This is a genomic window from Pseudomonas sp. GL-R-26 (genome assembly GCF_019947365.1).
Classification (GTDB): Bacteria; Pseudomonadota; Gammaproteobacteria; order Pseudomonadales; family Pseudomonadaceae; genus Aquipseudomonas.
In genome coordinates, this window is the sequence record NZ_JAGYGI010000006.1 from 198,185 (window position 1) to 221,958 (window position 23,774).

The following is a 23,774-nucleotide window of genomic DNA, read 5'->3' on the forward strand; positions in this document are numbered from 1 at the left end:
ACTCAGGGTTTGAAACCCTGACCCAGCAACCAGCTGCGAACCATCCGCCCCTGCTCCACCGTCAAACCGGCCAACGCCTGCTCCGCCGGCTCTCCCTGCTTTAACCTCTGCACCAACGCCGCCACCTCAACCCCTTGCACATGCCAGATGCCCAGCGGCTGATCCGCAGTGATCACCACCTCGGCCTCATCGACAAAACCGTCACGCAACACTGGCGCCCGCTCAACCCTCAGCGCATTGAAATCCGCCTCGGCATGGGCCACCTCGGCGTCCGGCCAGTTCCGTCGTGCCTGCCAGAACGGCTGATCCAGCCAGCGTTGTTCATCGGCATAAAAATCCCGGCCGATCCGCGCAAACCGCAAAAACAATTGCTCCAACCGCTGCTGGTGGAAACGCTGGGCAAGAGCCGCCCGCTCAGGTTTGCACAGCAGCGTGTTGATCACTGCCGGCGCTTGCAACGCCGAAGACAAGGACTGAAAAATCCCGTTGCCCGACAACGGGTCGACCGCCATGGCCGCATCGCCGACCCGAATCCAGTTTTCGCCACACACCTGCGGGCTCAGAATCGCCGTGCTGCTGCGGGCGTGCAGCTGTAGATCAGCTTCCGCTTCGCCAGCAAAAAAAGCCGTGGCCAGCTTCGAACCCTGGCGCCGCTGTCGGCAGTAATCGAGCAACATGGCCTTGCCCGGCAACCCGGCGCTGGCCACGTCCACCGTCCATTGCCAGTAACACTGGCCGTCGGCGCGCCGTGCCATCCATGCCCAGCCATCCTCGAGGCTTTCCACGGCACTGGCGGTGCTGCCCGGCAAACCCTGCCAGCGATTGAGCAAACTGACCGTCTCGGGTCCACGCAAGCCCTTGCCGATAGCGGGGGCCTGACGTCCTCGGGCTTCCACCAGAAACGGTGCGAGCAGCGGTTCGCGCCCGTCGATTTCGATTCGATGACCATTGGCCGATGACTGAACCGTCAGCACCCGGCCTTCGATCAGCTCGACCCCCGCCAGGCGCAAATCCTCACGCAGGCCTCGGTCAAACACCGGACGGTCGAGCAAGTATTCGATGTTCTGCGCATGGTGCTTGCCATTCCAGCTCACCTGGCGTTGAGAGGGCAGCGTCGCCTGCGCCAAAGCCTGGTGCAGGCCCGCGCCGCGCAAGGCTTCCAGAACCCGCACCGACACGCCTTCGAACGCGGCAAACCGACGCCATTCGCTGATCAGCGTGACGCCATGGCCCAGCCGCCGCAATCCCAGTGCGACGGCGGCGCCGGCCGGTCCGGCGCCAAGAATGACGATGTCGGTCATGGCCCGAGTCGCCGTTCAGGGCCACGGTAGCGGGCATGCTCGCGCAACCACTCGATGACTTGCACATTGCTGGCGTCAGGCTGTTCGGCGAAGAACCCGGCGATGTGTCCGCTCAACGCGGCACAACCGAGGCTCGCCCCGGATTGCCCCGGGTAGGTGCCATGCACACAGGCGGCGAAATCCGCCTGGGCGCTGTTGAGCCACGACCATTCCTGCTCGGCGCACCGTGCATCGCCGGTCACCCGCACCACCTGCGGATAGTTCGCCGGATACACCCCTTCCCCTTGGGCCGGGCTCGACGCACACAGCAGCACGCCCCGTGCCACCGCCGCCGCACAGGCCGCGCGCAACAGGCTGCGATCCTGGCGCAGGCCGAGGCTCAGATTGATCAGTCGCACGTCCTGCGTCAGCAGCCAGTCAATCGCCGTGGCGATCTGCAAGGCGCTGGTGACACCCCGCTGGTCGAACACCTGGGCCACGCAAAATAGCGCCGAAGGTGCACGCCGGCCGATCGCCTCGATCACCGCGCTGCCATGCCCCAGCGGGTCGTCGCGCAAGTCGCCCTCGGCCAGGCCGTCTTCAAGCAATGAAAAGCGCCGACCGGCGATCACTTGCACCCGTTGTGCCGCCGAGTGGCCGCTGTCCACCACACCAATGCGTAACTCAGGTTTCATGCAGCACCGTTTTCGAGGTCAGCACGCCGTCGAGCAATTCGAAGCGCAGATCGGCATCGGCCAGGGTTGAGGGGCGATGGCTGATCAGGATCCGCGTACGCCCGGCGAACAAGCGGTCGATGGCGTCGATGACTTCGCGCTCGGTGGCTTCATCCACCGCGGACGTGGCTTCATCAAGCACCAGGATCAAAGGGTCCTGCAACAGCGCCCGGGCAATCGCGATGCGTTGTTTCTGCCCTCCGGACAACTGCTGACCCCGCTCGCCCAACGGGCTGTCGAGGCCTTCGGGCAAGGACTCGATCAGACTGTCGAGTTGCGCCAGTCGCGCCACGTCGGCAATCGCCTCGCGGCTGGCATCCGGCACCGCGTAGGCCAGGTTGTCGGCGAGGCTGCCGCGAAACAGCACGATGTCCTGGCTGACGATGGCAATGCGCCGACGCAACTGGAACAGGTCCAGTTCACGCAGATCGACGTCGCCCAGCAGTACCCGGCCCGATTGCGGATCGTGATGACGTTGCAGCAGGTCGATCAGGGTGGATTTACCCACGCCCGAGCCGCCACTGAGGGCCACTTTCATACCGTAGGGAATCCGCGCTTCGATGCCGCGCAGGGTCGACTGACGGCCGGGATGGGCGAAGTGCACGTTGTCGAACCAGAGATCGCCGCCATTGGGCATCGCCCGTGGCGCGGCGGGCGTCAACACGGTCGGTTGTTCCCCTCGCAGTTCCATGACCCGGCCGAGGCTGACGGTCATCCGCTGAATGGCGACGTAGAGCCCGAGCAAGCTCTGCACCGGCCCCACGGCCATGCCCAGGTAAGTGGAAAACGCAATCAGCGCGCCGAGTTGCCAGGTGCCCTGCACCACCCAGTAACCGCCGATCAAGAATGCGCAGGCCCGGGACAGCGAGGTCAGGGTACCGGGCACGGCCTGGGTGAAAAATTCGGTGACTTGCAGACGCAGCAACTGGCTCATGTAGCCCTGCCCCAGCGTCTCGAGGCGCCGTGCTTCGCGCTGTTGCTGACCGGCGGACTGGATGAATTTCATCACCGGCAGCGTCTCGACCATGAACGACGACATGTCCGCCGAACGCTCGCGCAACTGCCGCACATCGCGCTCGACCTTGCGCCGCATCCAGCGCAGCCAGAGGACATCGAGGGGAATCAGCACCAGGGCCAGCAACGAGAGTTTCCAGGACAGCGTCAGCAGCATCGCGATGGCGACCACCAGGCCGATCACACTCGACACCGCCGAGAACAGCGAGTCCACGGCAAACCGCTGGATTTCCGCGACGTCGCCATCGAGGCGCGACATCAGGTCGCCGATGCGCCGCTGGCCGTAAAAGCTCGGCGACAGGGTTTGCAAATGCCGGTACAGGTCGTCGCGCAGAGCAAACAGCATGCGCCCGGACAGTCGCGTGTGCAGGTAGCGGTTGATGCCCGAGAGCGCCGTCCCCAGCAACCCCGCGACGATCATCAGCCCGGCAATCAACACCAGCATCGGGAAGTTGCGCGCCAACAGGCCATCGTCGATCAGCAGTTTGGTCAGCCACGGCTGCACCAGCACCAGCGCCGAGGCGCAGACCGACAAACCCAACAGCCCGGCAATCGCCAGGCGATGGGGTCGCACGAAGCTGTACAGCCAGCGCAGCGATGCTTGCAGGGCCTCGGGGTTCTGGCTGTCGATCAGCCGAACGATCAAGCGCTGCATCACGAACGCAACTGTTTGAGCTTGCGATAAAGCGTCGCGCGGCTGATGCCCAGGGCGTCGGCGGCGGCCGAGACGTTGCCCTGGTGCGTGTCCAGGGACTGACGAATCAGCTCCAGTTCGTTTTCCCGGATGCTGCCGGCCTGGGGCCGTTCGCTGGCGGTCAACTCGTCGAGCATGCTGTCGGGCAAGTGATCGAGGGTCAGCACGGTTTCGCCCGGTTCGCGCATGGCCAGCGCGGTGCGCAGGACCATCTCCAGTTGGCGGATGTTGCCCGGCCAGTGATAGCCGCTGAGCAAGCGATCGAGATCGTCGTGCAGGACCACGGTGGGGGCGCCCAGTGTTGACAGCATGCGACTGACCAGCGCGCCGAAATCCTCGCGTTCGCGCAGGGCCGGGAGCATCACGCTGATGCCGTTGACCCGGTAGAACAGGTCCTCGCGAAAGTGTTTTTCTTCCACCAGGCGCTTGAGGTCGCGGTGGGTGGCGCAGATCAGCGCGACGTCGATGTCCTGCTCTTCGCCTGCGCCCAGGGGCGCGACCTTGCGATCCTGCAACACCCGCAACAGCCGGGCCTGCAAGGCCAATGGCATGTCGCCGATTTCATCAAGGAACAAGGTGCCTCCATGGGCCTGCTGCAAGCGCCCGACCATGCCGCCCCGGCGTGAACCGGTGAACGCGCCTTCGCGGTAGCCGAACAGTTCGGACTCGATCAGGCCTTCGGGAATGGCCGCGCAGTTCACCGCCACGAAGGGTTTGTCGCAGCGCGTTCCGGCCATGTGCAGGGCGCGGGCGATGACCTCCTTACCGGTGCCGGTTTCGCCCAGCAACAAGACCGGCAACTCATTGGCCAGGCCTTGACGGGCCATGCGCAAGGCACGGGCGTAGCGCGTATTGCTGCCGGCCAGCGCTTCCAGATCCGGTTGCGCCTTGGGTGTTTTCGCCGCAGTGCGCGGCGGGCTGCTGACATTGATCGAGCGTTGCGGCGCGCGCAGGGTTTTGTAGAAGAATTCACCCTTGGCGGTTTGCAGGCTGCCAGCCCCACCTTGATGCAGGCGCGCCAACAACTGCAGGCCGTCGACGCCGAGAAACTCCTCGCAGCGCCGACCGACCAGGGCCGAGCGCTCGGCGTGGAGCAACTGGCAGGCCTGGGCGCTGACCGCCAGGATCTGCCCGCCGAGGCTCACGGCCAGCAGGCCTTGCCACGGGGACTCCAGGTATTGCCTGCGGCTGTGGAACGCCAGGACGATTTCGTCCGGATAACTGGCGTTGAACACCCGGCTTTCGATCTGGCTGACCGCCATGGCCAGCAGCGCGGTGCTGTCGTGGGCGCGACCGAGGGGGCCTTCGCGGGTCAGGTCGAGGACGCCAAGAATGTCGCCTTGGGGGCAATGGATCGGCACCGAAGTGCAGGAAAAATCACTGAGGCGATCCAGATAATGTTCGCCGCAATCGATCAGGGTCGGCCGGGCTTCCACCAGCGCCGTGCCGAGGGCGTTGGTGCCGCGAACCGCTTCGCTCCAGCAGGCGCCGAGGGTGATGTCCTGCAAGCCACTGCCCTTGAGACGGTCGGCGCGGCCTTCGACGGCGAGGATAGTGGCGTCGGAGTTGGCGAGGATGATCAGCCCCTCCTTGCCCTGACGCTCGGCCAGGTAATCGATCGCTGGTAGCGCGGCGTCGATCAGCAAACGGTTGCTGGCCAGCAACACGTCGAGGCTGGCACTCGATTCCAGCGCCAACTCATGCTTGGCATTGAAATGCACGCCATGGCTCAGGCTGCGCCGCCACGAGGCATCGATTTCCGCTCGCAGGACGCCATCCGGCACTTCGCCTTCCAGGTGCAGCTTTTCCCGGGCCAGCCGGGCTTCGCGATGCAGTTTGGGGGAGTTTGTTTTTATTGGCGTCATCAAGCGCTCCGGGTCATCCACCCTGCGCCTTCATACGTCGGCGCCCTGGAGCAATCTTTACGTTAACGTAAGGGCTATGGCAAGTGCCGTAGGGCGCTTGTGTTCCGTCAGGTAGACCACGTTATCGTTCTTCGCGAGCAAGCCCGCTCCCACAGTGTCCGAGTAGAACCGCAGATTTGTGGACGACGCGAAACCTGTGGGAGCGGGCTTGCCCGCGAAAGCGATCTTCCAGACACCCAAGATCTCAGAGCTGCCAAACCTCAGGGCTCACAAAAAACGCTCGCGCATTATCCTCCAGACTCTCCAGGTGATACCCGCCCTCCTGCACAATCAGGCACGGCAACCCCAGGCTGCGAATCCGCTCCCCGAGCACGGCAAACCCTTCGCGGCTCACCGCCACCTTGCTTTGCGGGTCCAGTTCGAAAATATCGAAGCCCAGGGACAACACCAGCACCTCGGCGCGAAAGTCCTTCACCGCCTTCAGCGCTACATCCAATTGCTCGAGAAAATCCGCCTCGCTCGCGCCATGGGCCATCGGCAGGTTGAGGTTGAAACCCTCCCCCGCCCCGACACCGCGCTCATCGGCGAAACCTGCGACGCCCGGATAGAAGTTGGTCGGATCGCCGTGCACCGACACGTAAAGCACGTCATCGCGGTCGTAGAAAATCTCCTGAATCCCCTGGCCGTGGTGCATGTCAGTATCCAGCACCGCCACCCGCGAAAAACCGCCGCGCAATACCTGCGCCGCCACCGCCGCATTGTTCACATAACAGAAACCACCCGCCGCTTCCGCTCGGGCGTGGTGACCCGGTGGACGGCACAGGGCATAGGCTGCCGGCTCGCCATCGAGCAACGCCCGGGCCCCGGCGATGGCGCTTTGCGCCGACCAGTAGGCCGAACGCCAGGTCTGCTCGCCCACCGGGCAACTGCCGTCGGCCAGATAGCGCGCCGCCTGCGCGAGAATCCCGCGCAGGGCATTGGGCTCGCGGACGAAGATGTTAGACATCACCTCGTCGCCCCAATCCTCGGGAATCTCTTTCCAGCGCTGATGGGCTTCCTGCAAAAACGTGAGGTACGGCGCACCGTGCACCGCCAGCAGCGGATCGAGCCCGGCATCGGCCGGTTGCTCGACGGTAAACCCCAACGCGTGAGACGCCTGCACCAGGCGCTGTGCGCGCTCAGGCACTTCCTGCGGCGTACGCATCTGGCCACGGGAGTAGTAACTGCGGGGATGGTGGAGTAATTGTTCTGGGTGGAAAAAACTGCGCATGGAATGAATACCTGTCAGTTAACGAAAATCTTGAAACCGGACACATCCCTCTGTAAGAGCGAGCCTGCTCGCGATGAGGTCGGCACATTCAACATTGATGGCGACTGATCCACCGCTATCGCGAGCAGGCTCGCTCCTACAGGGATTGTGTTTAGTCGGCTTTCCCGGCTCGAGCCAACACCGCGTTGAGCAACACATCGGTGCCCTGCCGCACATCTTCGGGCAACACGTCTTCGGCTTCGTTGTGGCTCAGGCCACCCACGCACGGGATGAACACCATGGCCGTCGGGCAGTACCGCGCCAGGTGGATCGCGTCATGTCCGGCGCCGCTGACAATCGACTGTTGAGCGTAGCCCAGCGCATCCACGGCCTGTTGCACCGCCGCCACGCAGTCCGCGTCGAACGGCGTCGCCGGGCTGATCCAGTGCGGGGTGATCGCCAGGTTCAAACCGCGAGCGTCGGCTATCGCCTGCAGCCGCGTACGGACCTGTTGCTCCATCGCCTCGATGGTTTCATCGCGGTGATGACGCAGGTCGACGGTGAAGTTCACCAGCCCCGGAATGGTGTTGCGCGACGACTTGTTGATGCTCAACTCGCCGACCGTGGTCAGGCCTTCGGGGGCGAAGTCCGCCGCCAGGCCTTCGATGGCCTGGATCATCTGCGCCACGCCGTACAAGGCGTCCTTGCGCAGGGGCATAGGCGTGGTGCCAGCGTGAGCCGCCATGCCTTCTACCCGTACGTCGAGCCAGCGAATCGCCTGGCCGCCGCTGACGACGCCGATGCTCTTGGCGTTGTCTTCGAGGATCGGCCCTTGTTCGATGTGGGCTTCAAAGTACGCATCCACCGCGCCGCCCAGCGGGCGCTCGCCGGCATAGCCGGTGCGTTGCAGCGCCTCGGCGACGCTGACGCCATCGATGTCGCGCACCGCCAGCGCGGCGTCCAGCGCCATGATGCCGGTGAACACCGCCGAGCCGAACATCGCCGGGGTGAAGCGTACGCCTTCTTCGTTGGTCCACACCGCCACTTCCAGCGGCTTGCGGGTCTGGATGCCCAGATCATTCAAGCATCGCACCACTTCCAGGCCGGCAAGCACGCCGTACACGCCATCGAACCGCCCGCCTTCGGGCTGGGTGTCGAGGTGGCTGCCCATCATCACCGGCGCAGCGTCGGGATCAGTACCGGCGCGGCGGGCGAACAGGTTGCCAATGGCATCCACGCTCAGGGTCATGCCGGCTTCGCGGCACCAGTGGGCAAAGAGTTCACGACCGGCCTTGTCCTCATCGCTCAGGGCCAGGCGGCAGCTGCCGCCACGGGCAGTGGCGCCGATTTCGGCCATCGCCATCAGGCTCGCCCAGAGGCGTTCGCCATTGATCTTCAACATGAGTTTCTCCAGGAAAATTCAGGGATCAGGCCTTGGCCAGTTCCACGCGTTCGGCGCTGGCATGGCGACGGGCAAGGGACAGCACACACAGCAGCGAAGTCGCGGCGATCAGGCTGTAGAACACCGCCCCGCCCCACTCGCCACCCACGGCGAACGTGCCGAAAGCGGCCATGGTGCTGAACAGTTTGTCATCGGAGGGAAAAAACAACGCGCCGAACACCAGCACGGCGCGGCTGGGACGAAGCGGGAGGCTTCATGGGGGACTCCTTTGGTTATTTTTCTGGCAGGAGAGAAACGGAAAATCCACGGAGCTCTGGCGGCGCCGGTCTGGGGATGATTTTTCGTTCCGGGACCATGATTAGTCAATTTTCTATTTATTATTCGAAGTATTAATACAGCTTATAATTGAGAGCAGCAGCCACTTGTGAACTTCGACAAGCCGGGGACGAAATGCAAAAACTGCAAATGCGGCGTCCAAAAAACGCTGGCAAAAAAAGGCCGCCCCAAAGGCGGCCAGGAAAACAGGTGTTGATTCAAAGCAGAAGCTAGCGATTGCGCGCGAGTTATCGTACTGGCCTTTCGATTGCAATTTTATGTTCAGCGCACGGATTAACCGGCTCTTTCCAAAGCGGAAAACAGGCTGACGAATTCCAATGAAAGCTTATGGTGTGGCGCCAAATGGATCATGGGCACCGACGCTTCATGGGACTCACGCATTTTGACCGTGCTGCTCAAATAATCCGGTAACACGGGCAAGCCCTCGGCCACCAATTCGTCGATCAGCATCTGGTGCACGCTGGCACGTGCCACAAACTGGTTGACCACCACTCCTTCCACGATCAACGACTCATTATGGTCAGCCTGCAACTCGGCCACTTCGGCGATGACGCTATAGAGCGCCTGACGGGAAAAGCTGTCGCAATCGAATGGAATCAGCACGCGGTCGGCGGCGATCAGTGCGCTGAAGGTATAGAAATTCAAGGACGGCGGAGTATCGATATAAATGCGTTCGTAATCTTCGGAAAGCTCCACCAACAAGCGGCGCAGCTTATTGATCTTGAATTTTGACTCAAGCTTTGGCTGCAGATCGGCAAGCTCGTGGCTGGCCGTGACCAGGTGCAGATTGTCGTAGCGAGTATCCGTGATGGCCACCCGATTCTTTTTGCTGGCCGGGCCACTGGATAAAGTTTGCTTGAAAAAATCGGCGATCCCCATGGGGATATCATCGCCTGTCAGTCCGGTCAGGTATTGGGTCGAGTTAGCCTGGGGATCGAGATCCACCAGTAGCGTCCTGTAGCCTTCGGCAGCACTGACAGCCGCGAGATTGCAGGCGATGCTTGATTTTCCAACGCCTCCTTTTTGATTGAACACAGCTCGACGCATGGGGGAGGTAACCTGAAAAAGATCTCCCTCGATCATAGGATTGAAACATTTCAGTAATATTTCTACGCGACAATTTTGTTTCATTTTTAAGACAGCAACTGCCATTCCCTGACTGCGCCATCCGACATGCAGTTAACGATAGGCGTGTCTGTACTTATGGCATTACAAGGAGGTCGACAATGCAATGTTCACTGGATGAAATACGCCACCAGATCCTGGACGCACAACCCGTGTTGAAACGACTCGATATCGAGATGGAAGGGATTCAGTTTGATCCGCTGGTACCTTCAAGCGTCACCGCTGCCTACGCCAAGGTAGATCGGGTGATTGAGCATCTGTTGGCCCGGTTCAAAGCAAACCCCATCCTTGGGCCGTTAACGACAGAGCTGAGGTCCCAATATCTTGATGGCATTCGAGCGAAGGTAGCGCATGCCAGGAATGGCAAGTAGCCTGGAACTTCGTCGGCAGCGACCGGTTGAATCCGGTCAGTCTGGAAGGACCGTCTTTTCAGCAGAATCGAGCAAATGCCAACCCTCAGCGGCTTGGTGTCGCTTGGGACTCTTCAAAATGATGCCGTAACAATGGCATCTCTCGCTAATAGCCAACGTAGACACGTTCTCGCCGATAAAATCCCTCCTTTGCAGCACTATAAGTAGCTAGCTATTTGTTAATGAAAGTCTGAAGTATTCATTTGAACTTTCGGATTCTTTCAGTCTGCGGCCTGTGCCTAACATCGGCTCCACAGCGAACCAGCCTCTTGGCAGCCTGGCGCCGTCGAAGTGCTTTTGCAGCAGGCCCTGGGATTTTTGAGGATCACCGATGAAGCTGGAAATTTTTCGCACGCTGTGGGGCTACACCGCCAGCAAGGCTCAGGCGCTCGAGGAGTTGCTGCAAGCGGGCTTTGATGGCATGGAAGCACGCCTGCCACTGGACACCCGTGAACGGGCCGAGTTCGCCGCCTTTCTCCAGGCCAATCGCCTGGGCTATATCAGCACGGTCTTCACCGCGTACGACGTGCTGCCGGATCAGTCGGCAACCCCTGCCGTCCACCTCAATGACCTCGACCAGAAACTCGCCTGGGCCGCCGAACTCGGCCCACGCTTCGTCAACGTGCTGGCGGGCAATGACCGCTGGTCCTTGCCACAGCAAGTAGAGTTTTTTGGCCATGCGCTGGAACTGGCGCGCAAGCACGGCCAGGTCTGCAGTTTCGAAATCCACCGCTCGCGTTCGCTGTTCAACCCCTGGGTGACCCTGGAGTTGATCCGGCAACTGCCCGAGCTGCTGTTTACCAGTGACATCAGCCATTGGGTGGTGACCTGCGAGCGCCTGTTGAATGACCCGGCCGATGACCTGAGCGCTTTCATCGAGCGGGTTCACCATATCCAGGCCAGGGTCGGTTATGACCAGGGACCGCAGGTTCCGCACCCGGCGGCTCCCGAATATGCAAGGGAGCTGGCCTTCCACCAGCAGCACTGGGAAAGCATCTGGCGCTCGCAGCAAGCCCGCGGTTACCAGGTCAGCACCTTGACCCCGGAATTCGGCGCCGACGGCTACCTGCATCACTTGCCCTTCACCAATGTCCCGGTCGCCGACCTGTGGTCGTTGAACGTGTGGATGGGCCAGACCGAGCGTGAACACTTCGAGCGTTTCAGCCACTCAAGCCATCCTTAGGGAGCCGATGCGTCATGCCTGACAACAAAAACAACAGCGCAAGCACTGACTCACACAAAGCCAACTTCAACAGCATCCCGGTGGTCAACATCGCCGGTCTGTTCAGCTTTGAACTGGAACACCGCCTGGCCGTTGCCGAACAATTGGGGCGCGCTGCCAGCGAGGTCGGGTTCCTCTATATCACCGATCACGGTATCGACCCGCAACTGATCGCCAACCTGCGCAAGGCTGCCAAGGACTTTTTCGACCAGCCGCTGGACGCCAAGATGCGCCACTACATTGGCACCTCGCAAACCCACAAGGGCTTTGTGCCCGAAGGCGAAGAGGTCTATTCCAAGGGCAAGCCGGACCACAAGGAAGCCTTCGACGTCGGTTTCGAAGTCCCGGCCGATGACCCGCTGGTGCTGGCCAACACCCCATTGCTGGGGCCCAACGACTGGCCGCAGCTGCAAGGTTTCAAGGCGTCGGTGCAGGCCTACTATGAAGCCATCTTCGCCTTGGGCCGGCGCCTGTTCGGCGGCTTTGCCCTGACCCTGGGCCTGGAAGAAAACTACTTCGACAGCCTGGTTACCCGTCCACCGTCCAAGCTGCGCCTTATCCACTATCCCTTCGACGGCGCAGCCCATGACGCACCAGGTCTTGGAGCCCATACTGATTACGAGTGCTTCACCATTCTTTTGGCCGACAAACCGGGCCTTGAGGTGATGAACAATCTTGGCCAATGGATCGATGCACCACCGATTGCCGATGCCTTTGTCGTCAACATCGGCGACATGCTGGAGGTGATGACGGCAGGCGCTTTCGTTGCCACCGCGCACCGGGTGCGCAGCGTGAAGGAGGAGCGTTATTCCTTCCCGCTGTTTTATGCCTGCGACTATCACACCCAGATCAGACCGCTGCCCGGATTCGCCCAGGCAGGCAACGACTACGAAGAAATCACCATCGGCGAACACATGTATGGCCAGGCGTTGCAGACCTATCAGTATCTGCGCCAGAGGGTGGCCAACGGGGAAGTTCAACTGCCAGGCAAGGCACGAAAGCCCGCCAGTTTCGGACATTTGAAAAATCAGGCTCAACCGTCCTGATTGAAGTTTTCAGCTAAACCCCTACCTACGCCGGAGTCAGCACGTCATGAAAAACAACAAGAAAAACCTTTTGAGCCTGGCTGTATTGGCAGCCGGCATGTTCGGCGCCTCGGTGAGCATGGCCGCGGCAGACACGTTGAAGGTCGGCATGGAGATCACCTACCCACCCTTCGAGTCCTATGACAAGGACAAGAACGTAGTGGGTTCGGACCCCGAACTGGCAACGTCACTGGCCAAACACATGAACGCCAAGGTGGAGTTCGTCGACACCAAGTTCCCGAGCCTGATCCTGGGCCTTAACTCCGGCAAGTACGACGCGATCATTTCCGGCATGTACATCACACCGGAGCGCCAGACCCAGGCCCAGACCATCGCCTATGCCAATACCGGTGCCGCGGTCATGGTGCCCAAGGGCAGCGAGATCAATGCAAAAAAGCCTGAAGACCTGTGCGGCCTGAAACTGGGCCTGGAACAGGGCACCACTTGGGTCAAGGAATTCAAGAAGCTCTCCGATGAATACTGCGTGCCGAACAACAAAGGCGCGATCACCGTCAGCGAGTACCCTTCGGCACCTGAAGTGACCCAGGCCTTGCTGTCCAAGAACATTCAGGCCCAGGTTGAAATCGCCGGTGCGGCAAAAATGATCGCGGAAAAGACCAACGGCCGGGTAGTGATCACCACCGAACATCCGATTTATCAGCAAACCCTGGGCATCTTCGTCAAGAAAGGTAACGACGAAACCTTCCAGGCCGTGCAAAAGGCCTTCGAGGAGAGCAAAAAGAGCGGTGAATACGCGGCAATTCTCCAGAAATATGGCCTGGAAGAACCGACTGCCAACTAAGAACCTGTCCTTGTAGTCTGGTCATCTGCCTCCCCTGCACCGGGGCGGCAGTTCGAGGTGCCCCATGCAATTCGATTGGTCGTATTTCTTATCCCTGTTCTCCCTGCCGGACTTCTGGAAGGCCTGCGTCACGGTGGTCCAGCTCAGCGCCCTGGCCTGGTTCATCGGCATGCTGCTGGGTTTTGTCCTGGCCTCGGCCAAGCTGTCCCAATCGCCCTTGCTGCGCATTCCCGCAGCGGTCTACATCTGGTTCTTCCGCAGCATCCCGTTGCTGGTGCTGGTGGTGTTCGTCTACAACCTGCCGCAATTGTTTCCCGGTAGCGGCCCGATTCTGTCCAACCCCTTCTACGCAGGGTTGCTGGCCCTGGTGGTCACTGAAGCTGCGTACATGGCGGAAATCCATCGTGGTGGCCTGATCTCCGTGGCCAAGGGCCAGAAGGAAGCCGGGCGCGCGCTGGGTGTCGGCCCGTTCGGCATGCAACGCCTGATCGTGATCCCCCAGGCTTTCCGTATTTCGCTGCCCACGCTGATCAATGAATACATCACGGTGGTCAAGCTGACCTCGCTGGTCTCGGTCATCTCCCTGACCGAAATCCTCACTGTCGGCCAGCGCCTCTATGCCACCAACTTCCTGGTCATGGAAACCCTGGCGGCGGTAGGCGTCTATTACGTGTTGATCGTCACCGTGTTCGGTTATTTCCTGCAGCGCCTGGAGCGCTATCTGGACCTGAACTTCCGCAAGCCGCACACACTCGACGAGGCCACCATCGCCAGGTTCAAGGCCAGCGCCGAAGCGTTGCCCGACACTGCGCGCAAAGCCGCCGGCAACAGCGCGACGCCCATCCTGCAACTGAAGAACATCCAGAAGAGCTATGGCACCCACAAGGTGCTGATGGGTATCGACCTGAATGTCGAATACGGCCAGGTGGTCTCGATCATCGGGCCATCCGGCTCCGGCAAGACATCGCTGATCCGCACGGTCAACGGCCTGGAAACCATCGATACCGGCGACATTCTGTTGTTCGGCGAAAAATTCATCGAAGCGTCGGACAAACCCAACAGCACCCGCCTGCGCAAAGGCGTGCGGCACATCGGCATGGTGTTCCAGAACTTCAACCTGTTCCCGCACCGTACCATTCTCGACAACGTCACCCTGGCACCGCGTTACCACGGACAGCCGGGCGAGCTGAGTGAACATCGTGCTTATGCGCTACTGGACAAGGTCGGCCTGCTGGCCCATGCCCACAAGTATCCGCACCAGCTCTCCGGTGGGCAGCAACAGCGCGTGGCGATCGCTCGAGCCCTGGCGATGGAGCCGCAGATCATGCTGTTCGACGAGCCGACCTCGGCCCTCGACCCGGAACTGGTCAACGATGTGCTGAACGTGATACGCGACCTGGCCAAAGAAGGCATGACCATGCTGATCGTGACCCACGAAATGGACTTTGCCATGTCGATATCCGACCGGGTCGTATTCATGGAGAACGGTAATATCCAGCTGGATGCCGCACCGCAAACCATACGATGCGAAGCCGAAGGAGAACGCGTGCGGCGCTTCATGGGCATCAGTACTCGATCGCCGAACCTGTCTGCAACGCTGGATCATGCATGAGCAGGCAAGCACTTTCTTCGAACGTCCTTCTTTCAGGAAAACGTACATGAATCTGGGAATAGCAGGACGCTGGGCACTGGTGTGCGCCGCCAGTAAAGGTCTGGGCAAAGCCTGCGCACAGGCACTCGTTAACGAAGGCGTGAACGTGGTGATCACCGCACGGGGCGAACAGACGCTAAATGAAACAGCCCGTCAGCTCAGGGCGATAAACCCTGAAGTGACGGTCATCGCCGTCGCCGGAGATATTTCGACGCCCGAGGGTCGAGCGGCAGCGCTCAAGGCCCATGAGCATTTCGATATCCTGATCAACAACGCTGGAGGCCCTCCCCCCGGGGATTTCCGCGAGTGGAATCGCGACGCCTGGCTCAAGGCGCTGGATGCCAACATGCTGACGCCTATCGAGTTGATCAAGGCCACGGTAGACGGTATGGCGTCACGTGGATTTGGTCGAATCATCAACATCACGTCGAGTGCCGTGAAATCCCCGATCGAAAGCCTGGGCCTGTCCAACGGCGCGCGCAGTGGTCTGACGGGGTTTGTCGCAGGGCTTGCCCGGCAAGAAAACATTGCCAGTCGCAATGTGACGATCAACAACCTGCAGCCGGGCTCATTCGACACCGATCGACTGCGTGACAACCTGGTCGCTGCTGCTGAAGAGTCGGGGCAAGACAGTGAGGTATTCCTGGACGAATGCCGTAGCGAGATTCCCGCCAAACGCTTCGGCTCACCAGAAGAGTTCGGTGCGCTGTGTGCCTTCGTTTGCAGCAGCCATACGGGCTACCTGACCGGGCAGAACCTGTTGATTGATGGTGGGGCTGTTCGCTCCAGCCAATAATTGGCCGCCAACCGGATCGGCACCCGTGGCGGTGCCGGACGGCCTGGTGCAGGCCGTCGCTCCCACAGGTGACTAATCAGGGTTTACGCGCAATGATCACCTGACTTTTCGCCACCACCGCATCCAGCGCCTGCTTGATCTGTGCACCCCGTGGCGAGGCCAGGATCGCCTGCCAGGTATCCGCCCAGTGGTTGAGCAGCGGATGGTCCGGGTTGCTGAAATCGACCTTGGCTTCCCAGAACAACAGCATCCACATCGACCAGTAGAATCCGTACTGACTGTGGCTGATCACTTCCAGGCCGGCATCGCTGACTATGGCCTTGAACTGCTCCTCGCTGATGATGCGGATGTGGTTGGGCTTCTGGAAATACTCGGCCGCCGCGATATCTTTCTGCAGGTCTTCGGAGCTGGGATGCGGGACGCTCAGCAGATACAACGCGCCCGGTTTGCCGACGCGCACCAACTCTGCGAGGAACTGCGCCGGATCGTCCACGTGCTCGATGACCTCGGTGGACACCACCCGGGTGGCGGTCCCATCGGCAATCGGCAGCGGGTTGCAGTCGGTGACATGGCATTCGACGTCGCGGGCCGGTGTATCGCCCAGGCGCTGGCGGGTCGCCTCGACCTTGGCCGCGTCGATATCGGCGATGATGATCTTCGCCCCGCGCATCCCGCAGAAATGCACGTTACCACCGTCGCCGCAGCCGACATCCAGCAGCGTGTCTTCGGGGGTCACCGGGAAGCCGGTGAACAGTTCGCCGGTTTGCTGATTGAACCAGCCGCTGAGCATCGCGTCGTGCAGGCCGAGCATGTAGGGATCGACCTTCTGGGCCACTGGCGCCGCGGGCGGTGTCTCTGGCTGCACAGGCGTGGGCGTGCCCGCCGTGAGTTTCTTCAAAAGGCTCAGCATGAGGTGGCTCCAGAGGATGGGACGGCTGTTCGGGAGTTGCCCAGGCGTTTGACCAGCGAGGCGCCGCGGTTGCGCATGGGCATTTCAATGAAGCGATAGTTGAGTTCGCTCAGCAGCACGATCAGGCCGCCAGCCATCAGCAACATCAGAATCGGATGGCCAGCCGGACTGGGCAGCCCGGCAGCCTGTAAACGGAAAATGAACTCACGAACCAGCAAGTAGGCCGGGATATGGATCAGGTAAATCCCGTAGGAGCGGCTGCCGACCCAGGTCATCAGGTTCTTGAACATTCCCTTGGGCATCAGGTAATCGCGGTTGTAGGACGCGATCCACACCAGCAGCGCACACAGCAGCGCAATCACACCGATTCGGTAATGGGTAAAGGTGAAACGGTCCGTCGCCATGAAACCGAGCACCAGTGCAATCCCGACCAGTGCCGACAGGCCGGCCCAGGAGCGACGCAGGAAAGTCGGCTCCCAACGCCGGTACGAAGGCTGCGCGCTCCACATCGCCAACAGCACGCCAAGGGCCAGCGCGTCGGTGCGCACCACCATCAGGATCGGTGTGCGCAAGGTCAACAACTGCACCGCCACCAGCGCCAGCAACGCCCACACCAAGTGCTTGCGAAACAGCACGATCATCAGCGGAAACAGCAGGTAGAACTGCTCTTCCAGCGACAGGCTCCAGTACACGAAACTGGTGCCGTATTCGTAGCGATAAAAACTGTCGGCAAAGCGGAAGTTGGCGTACTGCGCGATGCCGGCCAGGGTCGCCTGAATGTTCGCCTGCAGGGTGCCGAACGCGCCGGAGCGGTTGAGAAAAAGGCACGCCAGCAACATCAGCGCCAGCCATAACCAGGCCGACGGCAGCAATCGAAAGGCCCGGCGCAACCAGAAGTTGCGCGTCTGTTGCCAATACTCCTGACGCGTGGTGCAGCGGCGCAAGGCCGAGATCAGGCTGCGGGCAATGACAAAGCCCGAGATCGCGAAGAACAGATCCACGCCCCACCACGGCTGACTGTACAGCGTGATGGCCTGCAACAACGGCACAGCCGCCGCAAACAGGCTGTCCTGCAGGTGATGAAACAACACGCCAAGCACCGCAATGCCGCGCAGCAACTCGATGTCCATGATCCGTTTTTCGTTGCTCATGCACCCTCCTGGACATGAGGTTTGCGAGCAATGATCACTTGGCTCTTGGGCATGAACCGGTCCAGCATCTGCTTGATCGCCAACCCGTCGGGCTGGGCCAGCAAGTCCTGCCAGGTTTTCGCCCAGCTCTCCATCAGCGGCGGATACGGCGCCTGAATCCGGTCGCGAACCGCACCGCCCAATTCACGCCCGGCAGCCCGCTCACTGGCCCAGAAAAAAATCATGCCCATGACCCAGAAAAACCCGGTGGCCTGGCGATGCTCGATGACCAGGCCCGCGTCTTCCACCAGCGCGGCGAATCGCTCGGGGCTGAAAATCTGCACGTGATTGGGCGATTGAAAATAGCTGGCCGGGGCGATGCCTTTCTGCAGATGCTCGCCCACCGGGGACGGTACGCTCAGCAGGTACAGTGCACCGGGGCGGCCCATGCGCACCAGTTCGGCCATGAAGGGTTCTGGCTGATCGATGTGTTCGAGCACTTCCATGCACACGACTTTGCTGGCGCAGCCCTCGGCCAATGGCAGCGGCAAACTGTTGCTGACCAGCCCCAGGTTCGGCTTGTCTGATTGTGCCGCCACTTGCCGGGCAAGCTCGCGGACCTTGTCGTGTTCACTGTCGGTGAAGATCACCGAAGCGCCCTGCCGGACCGCGAACAAGGTCGCCACGCCTTCGCCGCAACCGACATCCAGCAAGGTGTCGTCGGCGGTGATGGCAAACCCCTTGAGCAATTCGCCGCTGTCGCCGAGAAACCAACCGTCGAGCAGGGCATCGTACAAACCGATATCCCTGGGCGATACCCGCGTTTCTGGCTGGGCGACCACTACCGGTGCGGGCCGTAACTTCGCAAGCAGGCGCCGAATCATGTGCCCGACGCTTGTGCGCAGTTTGCTTCACGCCGTTCCAGCACCTGCTCGAGCACCGCCTTCAGGCGCTGTTCGGCAACGGCCTGGCTGCAGAATCCCTGCAGACTACGCACGGCATGGGCCGACATCCTTTGATAGCGCTCGACGTCCTGTCTGGCAACGTCATGGCTGGCGGAAAAAGCCGTACACAGCGAGTCCCAATCCGTGACGTAGCGCAGGGTACGATACGCGGCGCGAGGATCGTGGGGCCAGGATGTCAGTTCATCGGTACTGTCGACGATAAACGCGTTGTCACGGTCGATGTAGTCGGCCATGGCGGTGTTCAGCGGCGCAATCGCCGGCTTGCCGCAGGACATGAACTCCATCAACGGCAGGCATTGCCCTTCGCCGTAGGAACAATTGACGACGTAACTGGTGGCCTCGACCAGGCGCTCGTAGTCGACGTCGGACAGATAGCCGTGGATCAGCACGATGCGGCACTGATAGGACTGATTCTTGTAGACATGGTGCAGCATGTCGTTCAGCGCGTTGGCGATGTCATGGTGCGTGAGCTTGAGCACCAGGGTCGCGTCGGGCCTGTCGCGAAAGGCGGTGCAGAACGCACTGATCATGTCCTTCCAGTTCTTGCGTCCGTCGTAGGGATTGAACACCGAGGTGTAGACCACGCCCTCGAGCAGCAGCTCACAGTCGCGCGGCGGCTGGTCGAAGGCAATCGGCGTGCCCTCGCGCAAACGTTCCGGGCCGTAGGGGCGCAAGTCCGTGGTGCGACTGTCGATCAACAGCCCGCGCAGGTTCAGGCGCGTAGGGCCCACGACCGGACGCTTGTCCAGAAGCTCGCCACGGGCGGCAAAACGGTCCCAGACAGGCGCCGCGATAGCGCTGATCGGGTAATCGGGGCCCATCACATCGCGCACGGCATTCACGGTAAAACTGGAGTGGGTGATCGCCGTCCCGCTGGCGCCCAGCACCGTCCGCCAGTCATGCCGTGGTTCGCCCTGCCAGCTCTCGGTGGGAATGGTGCTGAACTCCCAGGCGAACACCGGAATCGTCGGGCACGCGTAGTGGACCGGCGTGCGATGCGGTGGCGAAAAGGACAGGAACACACAGTCTTCGCCCCGGCTCTGGCAATCGAAATACAGCCGATCGACCAGTTCGTCCGGGTTGCTGACCTCAATCACCTGCCCGAGTCGTTCGAGCACCGGACGGAATTCCTTGAGGACGAAGTAATAGCTGTACTCGGGCCGCCCCAGGTTCTGCTGGATGTTGCTCTTGTTGGTTTCCGAATGAATGATGATCAGCACGATGCAGCCCCCGTTTCGGCAACCACCGGCACGACGTCACGGGCAGGTTCCTGTTTGAAGAACAGTGCCAGTCGCTGCTGCACCGGGGCGAAGCTGCAGTACTGGTGCATGCGTTCGCTGGCCGCGTCCGCCATGGTCTGCCAGGCGTCCGGTTGGTTCTTTGCCATCGCGTAGCTGTTCTCATAAGCCATTTTCAACGAGCCCCAGTCCGGACGGTGGCGCAAGGTGCGGTACAGGATGCGCGCGTCTTCCGGCCAGATCGTCGGCTCCTGGCTGGACTTGACGACGAAAGCCACGCGCTCGTCGATGTAGTCGCGCATCGCCGTGTGGTTCGGGGCAATGACCGGCCGGGCGCAGGACATGAACTCCATCAGTGGCAGGCACAGACCTTCGCAGCGCGAAGCGTTGACGTAGTAACTCGCCGCGCCATAGAGCCGGGCGAACTGCTCGTCCTGCAGATAACCGTGCATGACCACCACGCGACAGGCGAAGGGCGAGAGCTGGGACAGCAAGGTGATGAGTTCGACGTAATAGGTCGACAGGTCGTTCTGGGTCATCTTCAACACGAGCGTGGCGTCTTGCACATCACGCAGCGCCCAGCAGAACGCCGTGATCAGGTGGTGCCAGTTCTTGCGCCCGTCATCGGGGTTGAACACGCTCACGTAGATGACGCCATCGACCTCGATTTCGACCGTTTGGCTGGTGTCGGGGAAAGCTGCTTGTGGATGCTCGTCCTGCGCGGAGGTTTCGCTGATGACAGGTTCATCCGCCACGGGCGCTTCGCTGACTGCGGATTCGACCGGCAACGCTTGAGGCGTCCGAAATCTGGCCAGCCATGGGCGAACGGCATCCGGCACCAGATCGCGAATGGCTTCGCGATACCACAACAGCAGGTAATGCCTGGTAATGAAGAGGCGTCGACGCAGGGTCAACGGCGGCACCGGAGGTTCGGGTTCGGGTTCGGGTTCGGGTTCGACGATTTCCTGCGGCGGTTGCTCGATGAGCGGCGCGATCAAACCATCGGCGGACAATCCCATCGAGCGACTGTCCAGGATGCAACCCTTGATCTGCAACGTGGCGCCCGCGTTAACCGGCGTACCGGGATATTGCTGGCGAATGTCGGCGAATCGTTCCCACAAAGGCGTCGGCAACACCAGCACCGGGAAGTCGTCGCCCAGGGTCCGGCGGATGGCTTCGGCGGTATGGGTGGACAAGGTGATCACCCGCCCCAGACGTGCCAGTGTCTGGCTCCAGTCCTGACGCGGATCGTTGTCCCAGTGCTCGGCGGGAATGGTGTCGAACTCCCAGGCAACCACGCACACCATCGGGCATTGCAAGTCGGTGGGAGTCTTGTGCGGTGGCGCGAACGAAATGAACAGGCAGTCCTGACCGGCCTGCTGCAACTGTCGATATAGCGGATCGACCTCGGCGGCCGATGACACCACATGCACCGGTCCGAGGCTTTCGAACAGCGGTCGGTACGCCTTGAGTACGAAGTAGTAACTGTACTCGGGACGGCCGAGACTCTGGCTGATGGAGCTGTCGTTGACGTCGGAGTAAAGAATAAAATTCATGGCATCCCACGGTGACGCCGCCAATCCGGCAGCCTCACGCTATGACGGGGAGGACAGGGTTCGAGCCAGTGTTCACTGGCGCTCGTCCATTGTCTTACTGCCCGTCTTCGTTCTTGTTTTAGTGGTCAGTTCCTCGCAGTTTCGAAGCGACGCTGCCGAACCCTGGATCATCGTGACGAGGGGCATTCTAACCACATCCGTTGAGGATTCGTGAACCGCTCGACGAGAATAAATCAGGCTACGCTGACGAGAACTGACCAGTCACGGTTGGACCTGTTGAAATTGCCGAGCAAATGGCACAGATTGGCTACCAAACAACTACAACAAAACATTTCACCTGTCTTTGCGAGCGATCCTGTTGATTCGTGAGACCCTTCCATTAAGTCTGTAGGAATGGATGAAATGCATGACCGGGGGGGCGCTGTTGAAAAAACGTCTGTTTGTCACGGGCCTGACTGGATTCGTAGGACAACACATCCAATCGCGCTTGCAGGCTGATGCCTCGGAGTGGGCGCTTCTGCCTGTGCCTTGCCAGTACGATCTCGCCGTGCCGGACAGCCTCGAAGGCTTGTGGCCGGAAATGCCCGATGCGGTGATTCACCTGGCCGGCCAGACCTTCGTCCCGGAAGCCTTTCGTGATCCGGCGCGCACCCTGAACATCAATCTGCTGGGCACCCTGAACCTGCTGCAAGCGCTCAAGGCGCGCGGCTTCACCGGCACGTTTCTGTACGTCAGCTCCGGTGATGTCTATGGCCAGGTCACTGAAGCCGATTTGCCCATCACCGAATTGCAGCCACCCTGCCCGCGCAACCCATACGCCGTGAGCAAACTGTCGGCAGAGTTCCTGAGCCTGCAATGGGGCCTGAGCGAAGACTGGCCCGTACTGGTCGCCCGCCCGTTCAACCACATTGGAACCGGGCAGAAAGACAGCTTCGTCATCGCCAGCGCCGCCCGCCAGATCTGCCGGATCAAGCAAGGCCTGCAAGGGCCACAACTGGAGGTCGGGGACATCGACGTCACGCGCGATTTCCTTGATGTCGGGGACGTGGTCTCGGCCTACCTGGCATTGCTGGAGAACGGTACGCCGGGGCAGGTCTACAACATTTGCTCGGGACGCGAGCAGAGCATTCGCAGTTTGATCGAACAACTGGCAGATCTTGCCCAGGTCGACCTGCAACTGGTCCAGGACCCTGCGCGACTTCGCCGCGCGGATCAGCGTCGTGTGTGTGGCAGCCCTGCGAGGCTGACCCAAACCACCGAATGGAAGCCTGAAATCACAACACAACAATCCCTGCGGGCGATCCTGTCCGACTGGGAGAAGCGAGTACGACAAGAATGACTAAAAGTGCATTGATCACAGGTATCACCGGCCAGGATGGCGCTTATCTGGCCAAACTGTTACTCGACAAGGGCTACAAAGTCCACGGCCTGGTGGCGCGTCGCAGCAGCGACTCGCGCTGGCGCCTGCGCGAGATGGGGGCCGAGGCGGACATCGTCTACCTGGACGGCGACATGGCCGATGCCTGTTCAGTGCAGCGCGCGGTGATCAAGTCGGCGCCGGACGAGGTATACAACCTTGCCGCGCAAAGCTTTGTCGCGGCCTCCTGGGATCAACCGGTGACCACCGGCATCGTCGACGGTCTGGGCGTTACCCACCTGCTCGAAGCGATTCGTCAATTCAGCCCGCACACGCGTTTCTACCAGGCGTCCACCAGTGAAATGTTCGGTCTGATCCAGGCCGAGCAGCAGGACGAGAACACTCCGTTCTATCCGCGCAGCCCTTATGGCGTGGCCAAGTTGTACGGCCACTGGATCACCGTGAACTACCGCGAAAGTTTCAACCTGCACGCCAGCAGCGGCATTCTGTTCAACCATGAATCACCGCTGCGCGGCATCGAGTTCGTCACGCGCAAAGTCACCGACGCCGCCGCCCGCATCAAGCAGGGCAAGCAGCAGGAACTGCGCCTGGGCAACATCGACGCCAAGCGCGACTGGGGCTTTGCCGGGGACTACGTCGAAGCCATGTGGCTGATGCTGCAACAGGACAAACCCGACGACTTCGTGGTGGCCACCGGCGTGACCACCACCGTGCGCGAGATGTGCCGGATCGCCTTTGATCACGTGGGCCTGAACTACCGCGATTTCGTGAAGATCGACCCCGCGTTCTTCCGCCCGGCCGAAGTCGAAGTGCTGCTCGGCAACCCGGCCAAGGCCCAGCGTGTGCTGGGCTGGAAACCAAAAACCGATCTGGATGCCTTGATCCGCATGATGATGGATGCGGACATGAAACGCGTCGCCAAGGAGTAGGCC

The 23,774-nt window shown here is 61.1% G+C and carries 21 protein-coding genes; 8 read left to right on the forward strand and 13 right to left on the reverse strand.

Annotated features, from left to right (window positions below):
• Positions 1–2 precede the first annotated feature (2 nt).
• The 8 genes from KGA96_RS09105 to KGA96_RS09140 all read right to left on the reverse strand — a co-directional run bounded on the left by KGA96_RS09105 (position 3) and on the right by KGA96_RS09140 (position 9,621).
• The gene (locus tag KGA96_RS09105; protein WP_223512497.1) at positions 3–1,301 is read right to left on the reverse strand and encodes an NAD(P)/FAD-dependent oxidoreductase; all 1,299 of its coding nucleotides are present in this window, start codon (positions 1,299–1,301) and stop codon (positions 3–5) included.
• Positions 1,298–1,975, reverse strand: coding sequence for a S8 family serine peptidase (locus KGA96_RS09110; protein WP_223512500.1), 678 nt, complete (start codon positions 1,973–1,975; stop codon positions 1,298–1,300). The genes KGA96_RS09105 and KGA96_RS09110 overlap by 4 nt, the downstream gene beginning before the upstream one ends.
• Positions 1,965–3,683: an ABC transporter ATP-binding protein gene (locus KGA96_RS09115; RefSeq protein WP_046043196.1), complete on the reverse strand. Its 1,719-nt coding sequence runs from the start codon at positions 3,681–3,683 to the stop codon at positions 1,965–1,967. Before KGA96_RS09115 ends, KGA96_RS09110 begins: the two co-directional genes overlap by 11 nt.
• Complete coding sequence (locus KGA96_RS09120; protein ID WP_223512514.1) at positions 3,683–5,587, reverse strand: sigma-54-dependent Fis family transcriptional regulator; 1,905 nt, start codon at positions 5,585–5,587, stop codon at positions 3,683–3,685. The genes KGA96_RS09115 and KGA96_RS09120 overlap by 1 nt, the downstream gene beginning before the upstream one ends.
• A 244-nt stretch (positions 5,588–5,831) precedes the next feature.
• Positions 5,832–6,857, reverse strand: coding sequence for a histone deacetylase family protein (locus KGA96_RS09125; protein ID WP_223512516.1), 1,026 nt, complete (start codon positions 6,855–6,857; stop codon positions 5,832–5,834).
• A gap of 151 nt (positions 6,858–7,008) precedes the next feature.
• Positions 7,009–8,238: a Zn-dependent hydrolase gene (locus KGA96_RS09130; protein ID WP_223512517.1), complete on the reverse strand. Its 1,230-nt coding sequence runs from the start codon at positions 8,236–8,238 to the stop codon at positions 7,009–7,011.
• 25 nt (positions 8,239–8,263) lie between these two features.
• Positions 8,264–8,446 carry a hypothetical protein gene (locus KGA96_RS09135; RefSeq protein ID WP_223465788.1) on the reverse strand — a complete coding sequence of 61 codons (183 nt, stop codon included), beginning with the start codon at positions 8,444–8,446 and terminating at the stop codon, positions 8,264–8,266.
• A 401-nt stretch (positions 8,447–8,847) separates the two neighbouring features.
• Complete coding sequence (locus tag KGA96_RS09140) at positions 8,848–9,621, reverse strand: ParA family protein (protein WP_046043201.1); 774 nt, start codon at positions 9,619–9,621, stop codon at positions 8,848–8,850.
• Between the two features lie 179 nt (positions 9,622–9,800).
• On the opposite strand from KGA96_RS09140, the gene KGA96_RS09145 reads away from it, so the two are divergent.
• From KGA96_RS09145 to KGA96_RS09170, 6 genes are all read left to right on the forward strand, one after another.
• Positions 9,801–10,070, forward strand: coding sequence for a hypothetical protein (locus KGA96_RS09145; RefSeq protein ID WP_046043202.1), 270 nt, complete (start codon positions 9,801–9,803; stop codon positions 10,068–10,070).
• A 370-nt stretch (positions 10,071–10,440) separates the two neighbouring features.
• Positions 10,441–11,292, forward strand: coding sequence for a sugar phosphate isomerase/epimerase family protein (locus tag KGA96_RS09150; protein ID WP_046043203.1), 852 nt, complete (start codon positions 10,441–10,443; stop codon positions 11,290–11,292).
• 14 nt (positions 11,293–11,306) lie between these two features.
• On the forward strand, positions 11,307–12,377 hold the full coding sequence (locus KGA96_RS09155; protein WP_046043204.1) for an isopenicillin N synthase family dioxygenase: 1,071 nt from the start codon (positions 11,307–11,309) through the stop codon (positions 12,375–12,377).
• A gap of 46 nt (positions 12,378–12,423) precedes the next feature.
• Positions 12,424–13,218: an ABC transporter substrate-binding protein gene (locus KGA96_RS09160; RefSeq protein ID WP_046043205.1), complete on the forward strand. Its 795-nt coding sequence runs from the start codon at positions 12,424–12,426 to the stop codon at positions 13,216–13,218.
• A gap of 64 nt (positions 13,219–13,282) precedes the next feature.
• Positions 13,283–14,830, forward strand: coding sequence for an amino acid ABC transporter permease/ATP-binding protein (locus tag KGA96_RS09165; RefSeq protein WP_046043206.1), 1,548 nt, complete (start codon positions 13,283–13,285; stop codon positions 14,828–14,830).
• 46 nt (positions 14,831–14,876) lie between these two features.
• Complete coding sequence (locus KGA96_RS09170) at positions 14,877–15,665, forward strand: SDR family oxidoreductase (protein ID WP_046043207.1); 789 nt, start codon at positions 14,877–14,879, stop codon at positions 15,663–15,665.
• 76 nt (positions 15,666–15,741) lie between these two features.
• On the opposite strand, the gene KGA96_RS09175 is transcribed toward KGA96_RS09170, so the two are convergent.
• The 5 genes from KGA96_RS09175 to KGA96_RS09195 are packed head-to-tail and all read right to left on the reverse strand — an operon-like array spanning position 15,742 to position 21,464.
• On the reverse strand, positions 15,742–16,575 hold the full coding sequence (locus KGA96_RS09175) for a class I SAM-dependent methyltransferase (protein ID WP_223465786.1): 834 nt from the start codon (positions 16,573–16,575) through the stop codon (positions 15,742–15,744).
• The gene (locus KGA96_RS09180) at positions 16,569–17,726 is read right to left on the reverse strand and encodes an acyltransferase family protein (protein WP_223465785.1); all 1,158 of its coding nucleotides are present in this window, start codon (positions 17,724–17,726) and stop codon (positions 16,569–16,571) included. The genes KGA96_RS09175 and KGA96_RS09180 overlap by 7 nt, the downstream gene beginning before the upstream one ends.
• Positions 17,723–18,589, reverse strand: a complete 867-nt coding sequence (locus KGA96_RS09185; RefSeq protein ID WP_046043210.1) for a class I SAM-dependent methyltransferase — start codon at positions 18,587–18,589, stop codon at positions 17,723–17,725. The genes KGA96_RS09180 and KGA96_RS09185 overlap by 4 nt, the downstream gene beginning before the upstream one ends.
• Positions 18,586–19,890, reverse strand: coding sequence for a glycosyltransferase (locus KGA96_RS09190; RefSeq protein WP_223512520.1), 1,305 nt, complete (start codon positions 19,888–19,890; stop codon positions 18,586–18,588). The genes KGA96_RS09185 and KGA96_RS09190 overlap by 4 nt, the downstream gene beginning before the upstream one ends.
• Positions 19,884–21,464, reverse strand: coding sequence for a glycosyltransferase (locus KGA96_RS09195; RefSeq protein ID WP_223512531.1), 1,581 nt, complete (start codon positions 21,462–21,464; stop codon positions 19,884–19,886). Before KGA96_RS09195 ends, KGA96_RS09190 begins: the two co-directional genes overlap by 7 nt.
• Before the next feature lie 424 nt (positions 21,465–21,888).
• Here KGA96_RS09195 and KGA96_RS09200 point away from each other — a divergent pair, with 424 nt between their 5' ends.
• Both KGA96_RS09200 and gmd read left to right on the forward strand, forming a co-directional pair.
• Entirely contained in the window at positions 21,889–22,803 is a 915-nt protein-coding gene (locus tag KGA96_RS09200) for a GDP-mannose 4,6-dehydratase (RefSeq protein ID WP_046043232.1), read from the forward strand.
• On the forward strand, positions 22,800–23,771 hold the full coding sequence (gene gmd / locus KGA96_RS09205; protein WP_223512534.1) for a GDP-mannose 4,6-dehydratase: 972 nt from the start codon (positions 22,800–22,802) through the stop codon (positions 23,769–23,771). Before KGA96_RS09200 ends, gmd begins: the two co-directional genes overlap by 4 nt.
• Positions 23,772–23,774 lie beyond the last annotated feature (3 nt).

Excerpts from the sequence above, each read along its gene's own strand:
- KGA96_RS09105 (WP_223512497.1), bottom strand. The coding sequence starts at position 1,301 with ATGACCGACATCGTCATTCTTGGCGCCGGACCGGCCGGCGCCGCCGTC.
- KGA96_RS09110 (WP_223512500.1), bottom strand. The coding sequence starts at position 1,975 with ATGAAACCTGAGTTACGCATTGGTGTGGTGGACAGCGGCCACTCGGCG.
- KGA96_RS09115 (WP_046043196.1), bottom strand. The coding sequence starts at position 3,683 with ATGCAGCGCTTGATCGTTCGGCTGATCGACAGCCAGAACCCCGAGGCC.
- KGA96_RS09120 (WP_223512514.1), bottom strand. The coding sequence starts at position 5,587 with ATGACGCCAATAAAAACAAACTCCCCCAAACTGCATCGCGAAGCCCGG.
- KGA96_RS09125 (WP_223512516.1), bottom strand. The coding sequence starts at position 6,857 with ATGCGCAGTTTTTTCCACCCAGAACAATTACTCCACCATCCCCGCAGT.
- KGA96_RS09130 (WP_223512517.1), bottom strand. The coding sequence starts at position 8,238 with ATGTTGAAGATCAATGGCGAACGCCTCTGGGCGAGCCTGATGGCGATG.
- KGA96_RS09140 (WP_046043201.1), bottom strand. The coding sequence starts at position 9,621 with ATGCGTCGAGCTGTGTTCAATCAAAAAGGAGGCGTTGGAAAATCAAGC.
- KGA96_RS09145 (WP_046043202.1), top strand. The coding sequence starts at position 9,801 with ATGCAATGTTCACTGGATGAAATACGCCACCAGATCCTGGACGCACAA.
- KGA96_RS09150 (WP_046043203.1), top strand. The coding sequence starts at position 10,441 with ATGAAGCTGGAAATTTTTCGCACGCTGTGGGGCTACACCGCCAGCAAG.
- KGA96_RS09155 (WP_046043204.1), top strand. The coding sequence starts at position 11,307 with ATGCCTGACAACAAAAACAACAGCGCAAGCACTGACTCACACAAAGCC.
- KGA96_RS09160 (WP_046043205.1), top strand. The coding sequence starts at position 12,424 with ATGAAAAACAACAAGAAAAACCTTTTGAGCCTGGCTGTATTGGCAGCC.
- KGA96_RS09165 (WP_046043206.1), top strand. The coding sequence starts at position 13,283 with ATGCAATTCGATTGGTCGTATTTCTTATCCCTGTTCTCCCTGCCGGAC.
- KGA96_RS09170 (WP_046043207.1), top strand. The coding sequence starts at position 14,877 with ATGAATCTGGGAATAGCAGGACGCTGGGCACTGGTGTGCGCCGCCAGT.
- KGA96_RS09175 (WP_223465786.1), bottom strand. The coding sequence starts at position 16,575 with ATGCTGAGCCTTTTGAAGAAACTCACGGCGGGCACGCCCACGCCTGTG.
- KGA96_RS09180 (WP_223465785.1), bottom strand. The coding sequence starts at position 17,726 with ATGAGCAACGAAAAACGGATCATGGACATCGAGTTGCTGCGCGGCATT.
- KGA96_RS09185 (WP_046043210.1), bottom strand. The coding sequence starts at position 18,589 with ATGATTCGGCGCCTGCTTGCGAAGTTACGGCCCGCACCGGTAGTGGTC.
- KGA96_RS09195 (WP_223512531.1), bottom strand. The coding sequence starts at position 21,464 with ATGAATTTTATTCTTTACTCCGACGTCAACGACAGCTCCATCAGCCAG.
- gmd (WP_223512534.1), top strand. The coding sequence starts at position 22,800 with ATGACTAAAAGTGCATTGATCACAGGTATCACCGGCCAGGATGGCGCT.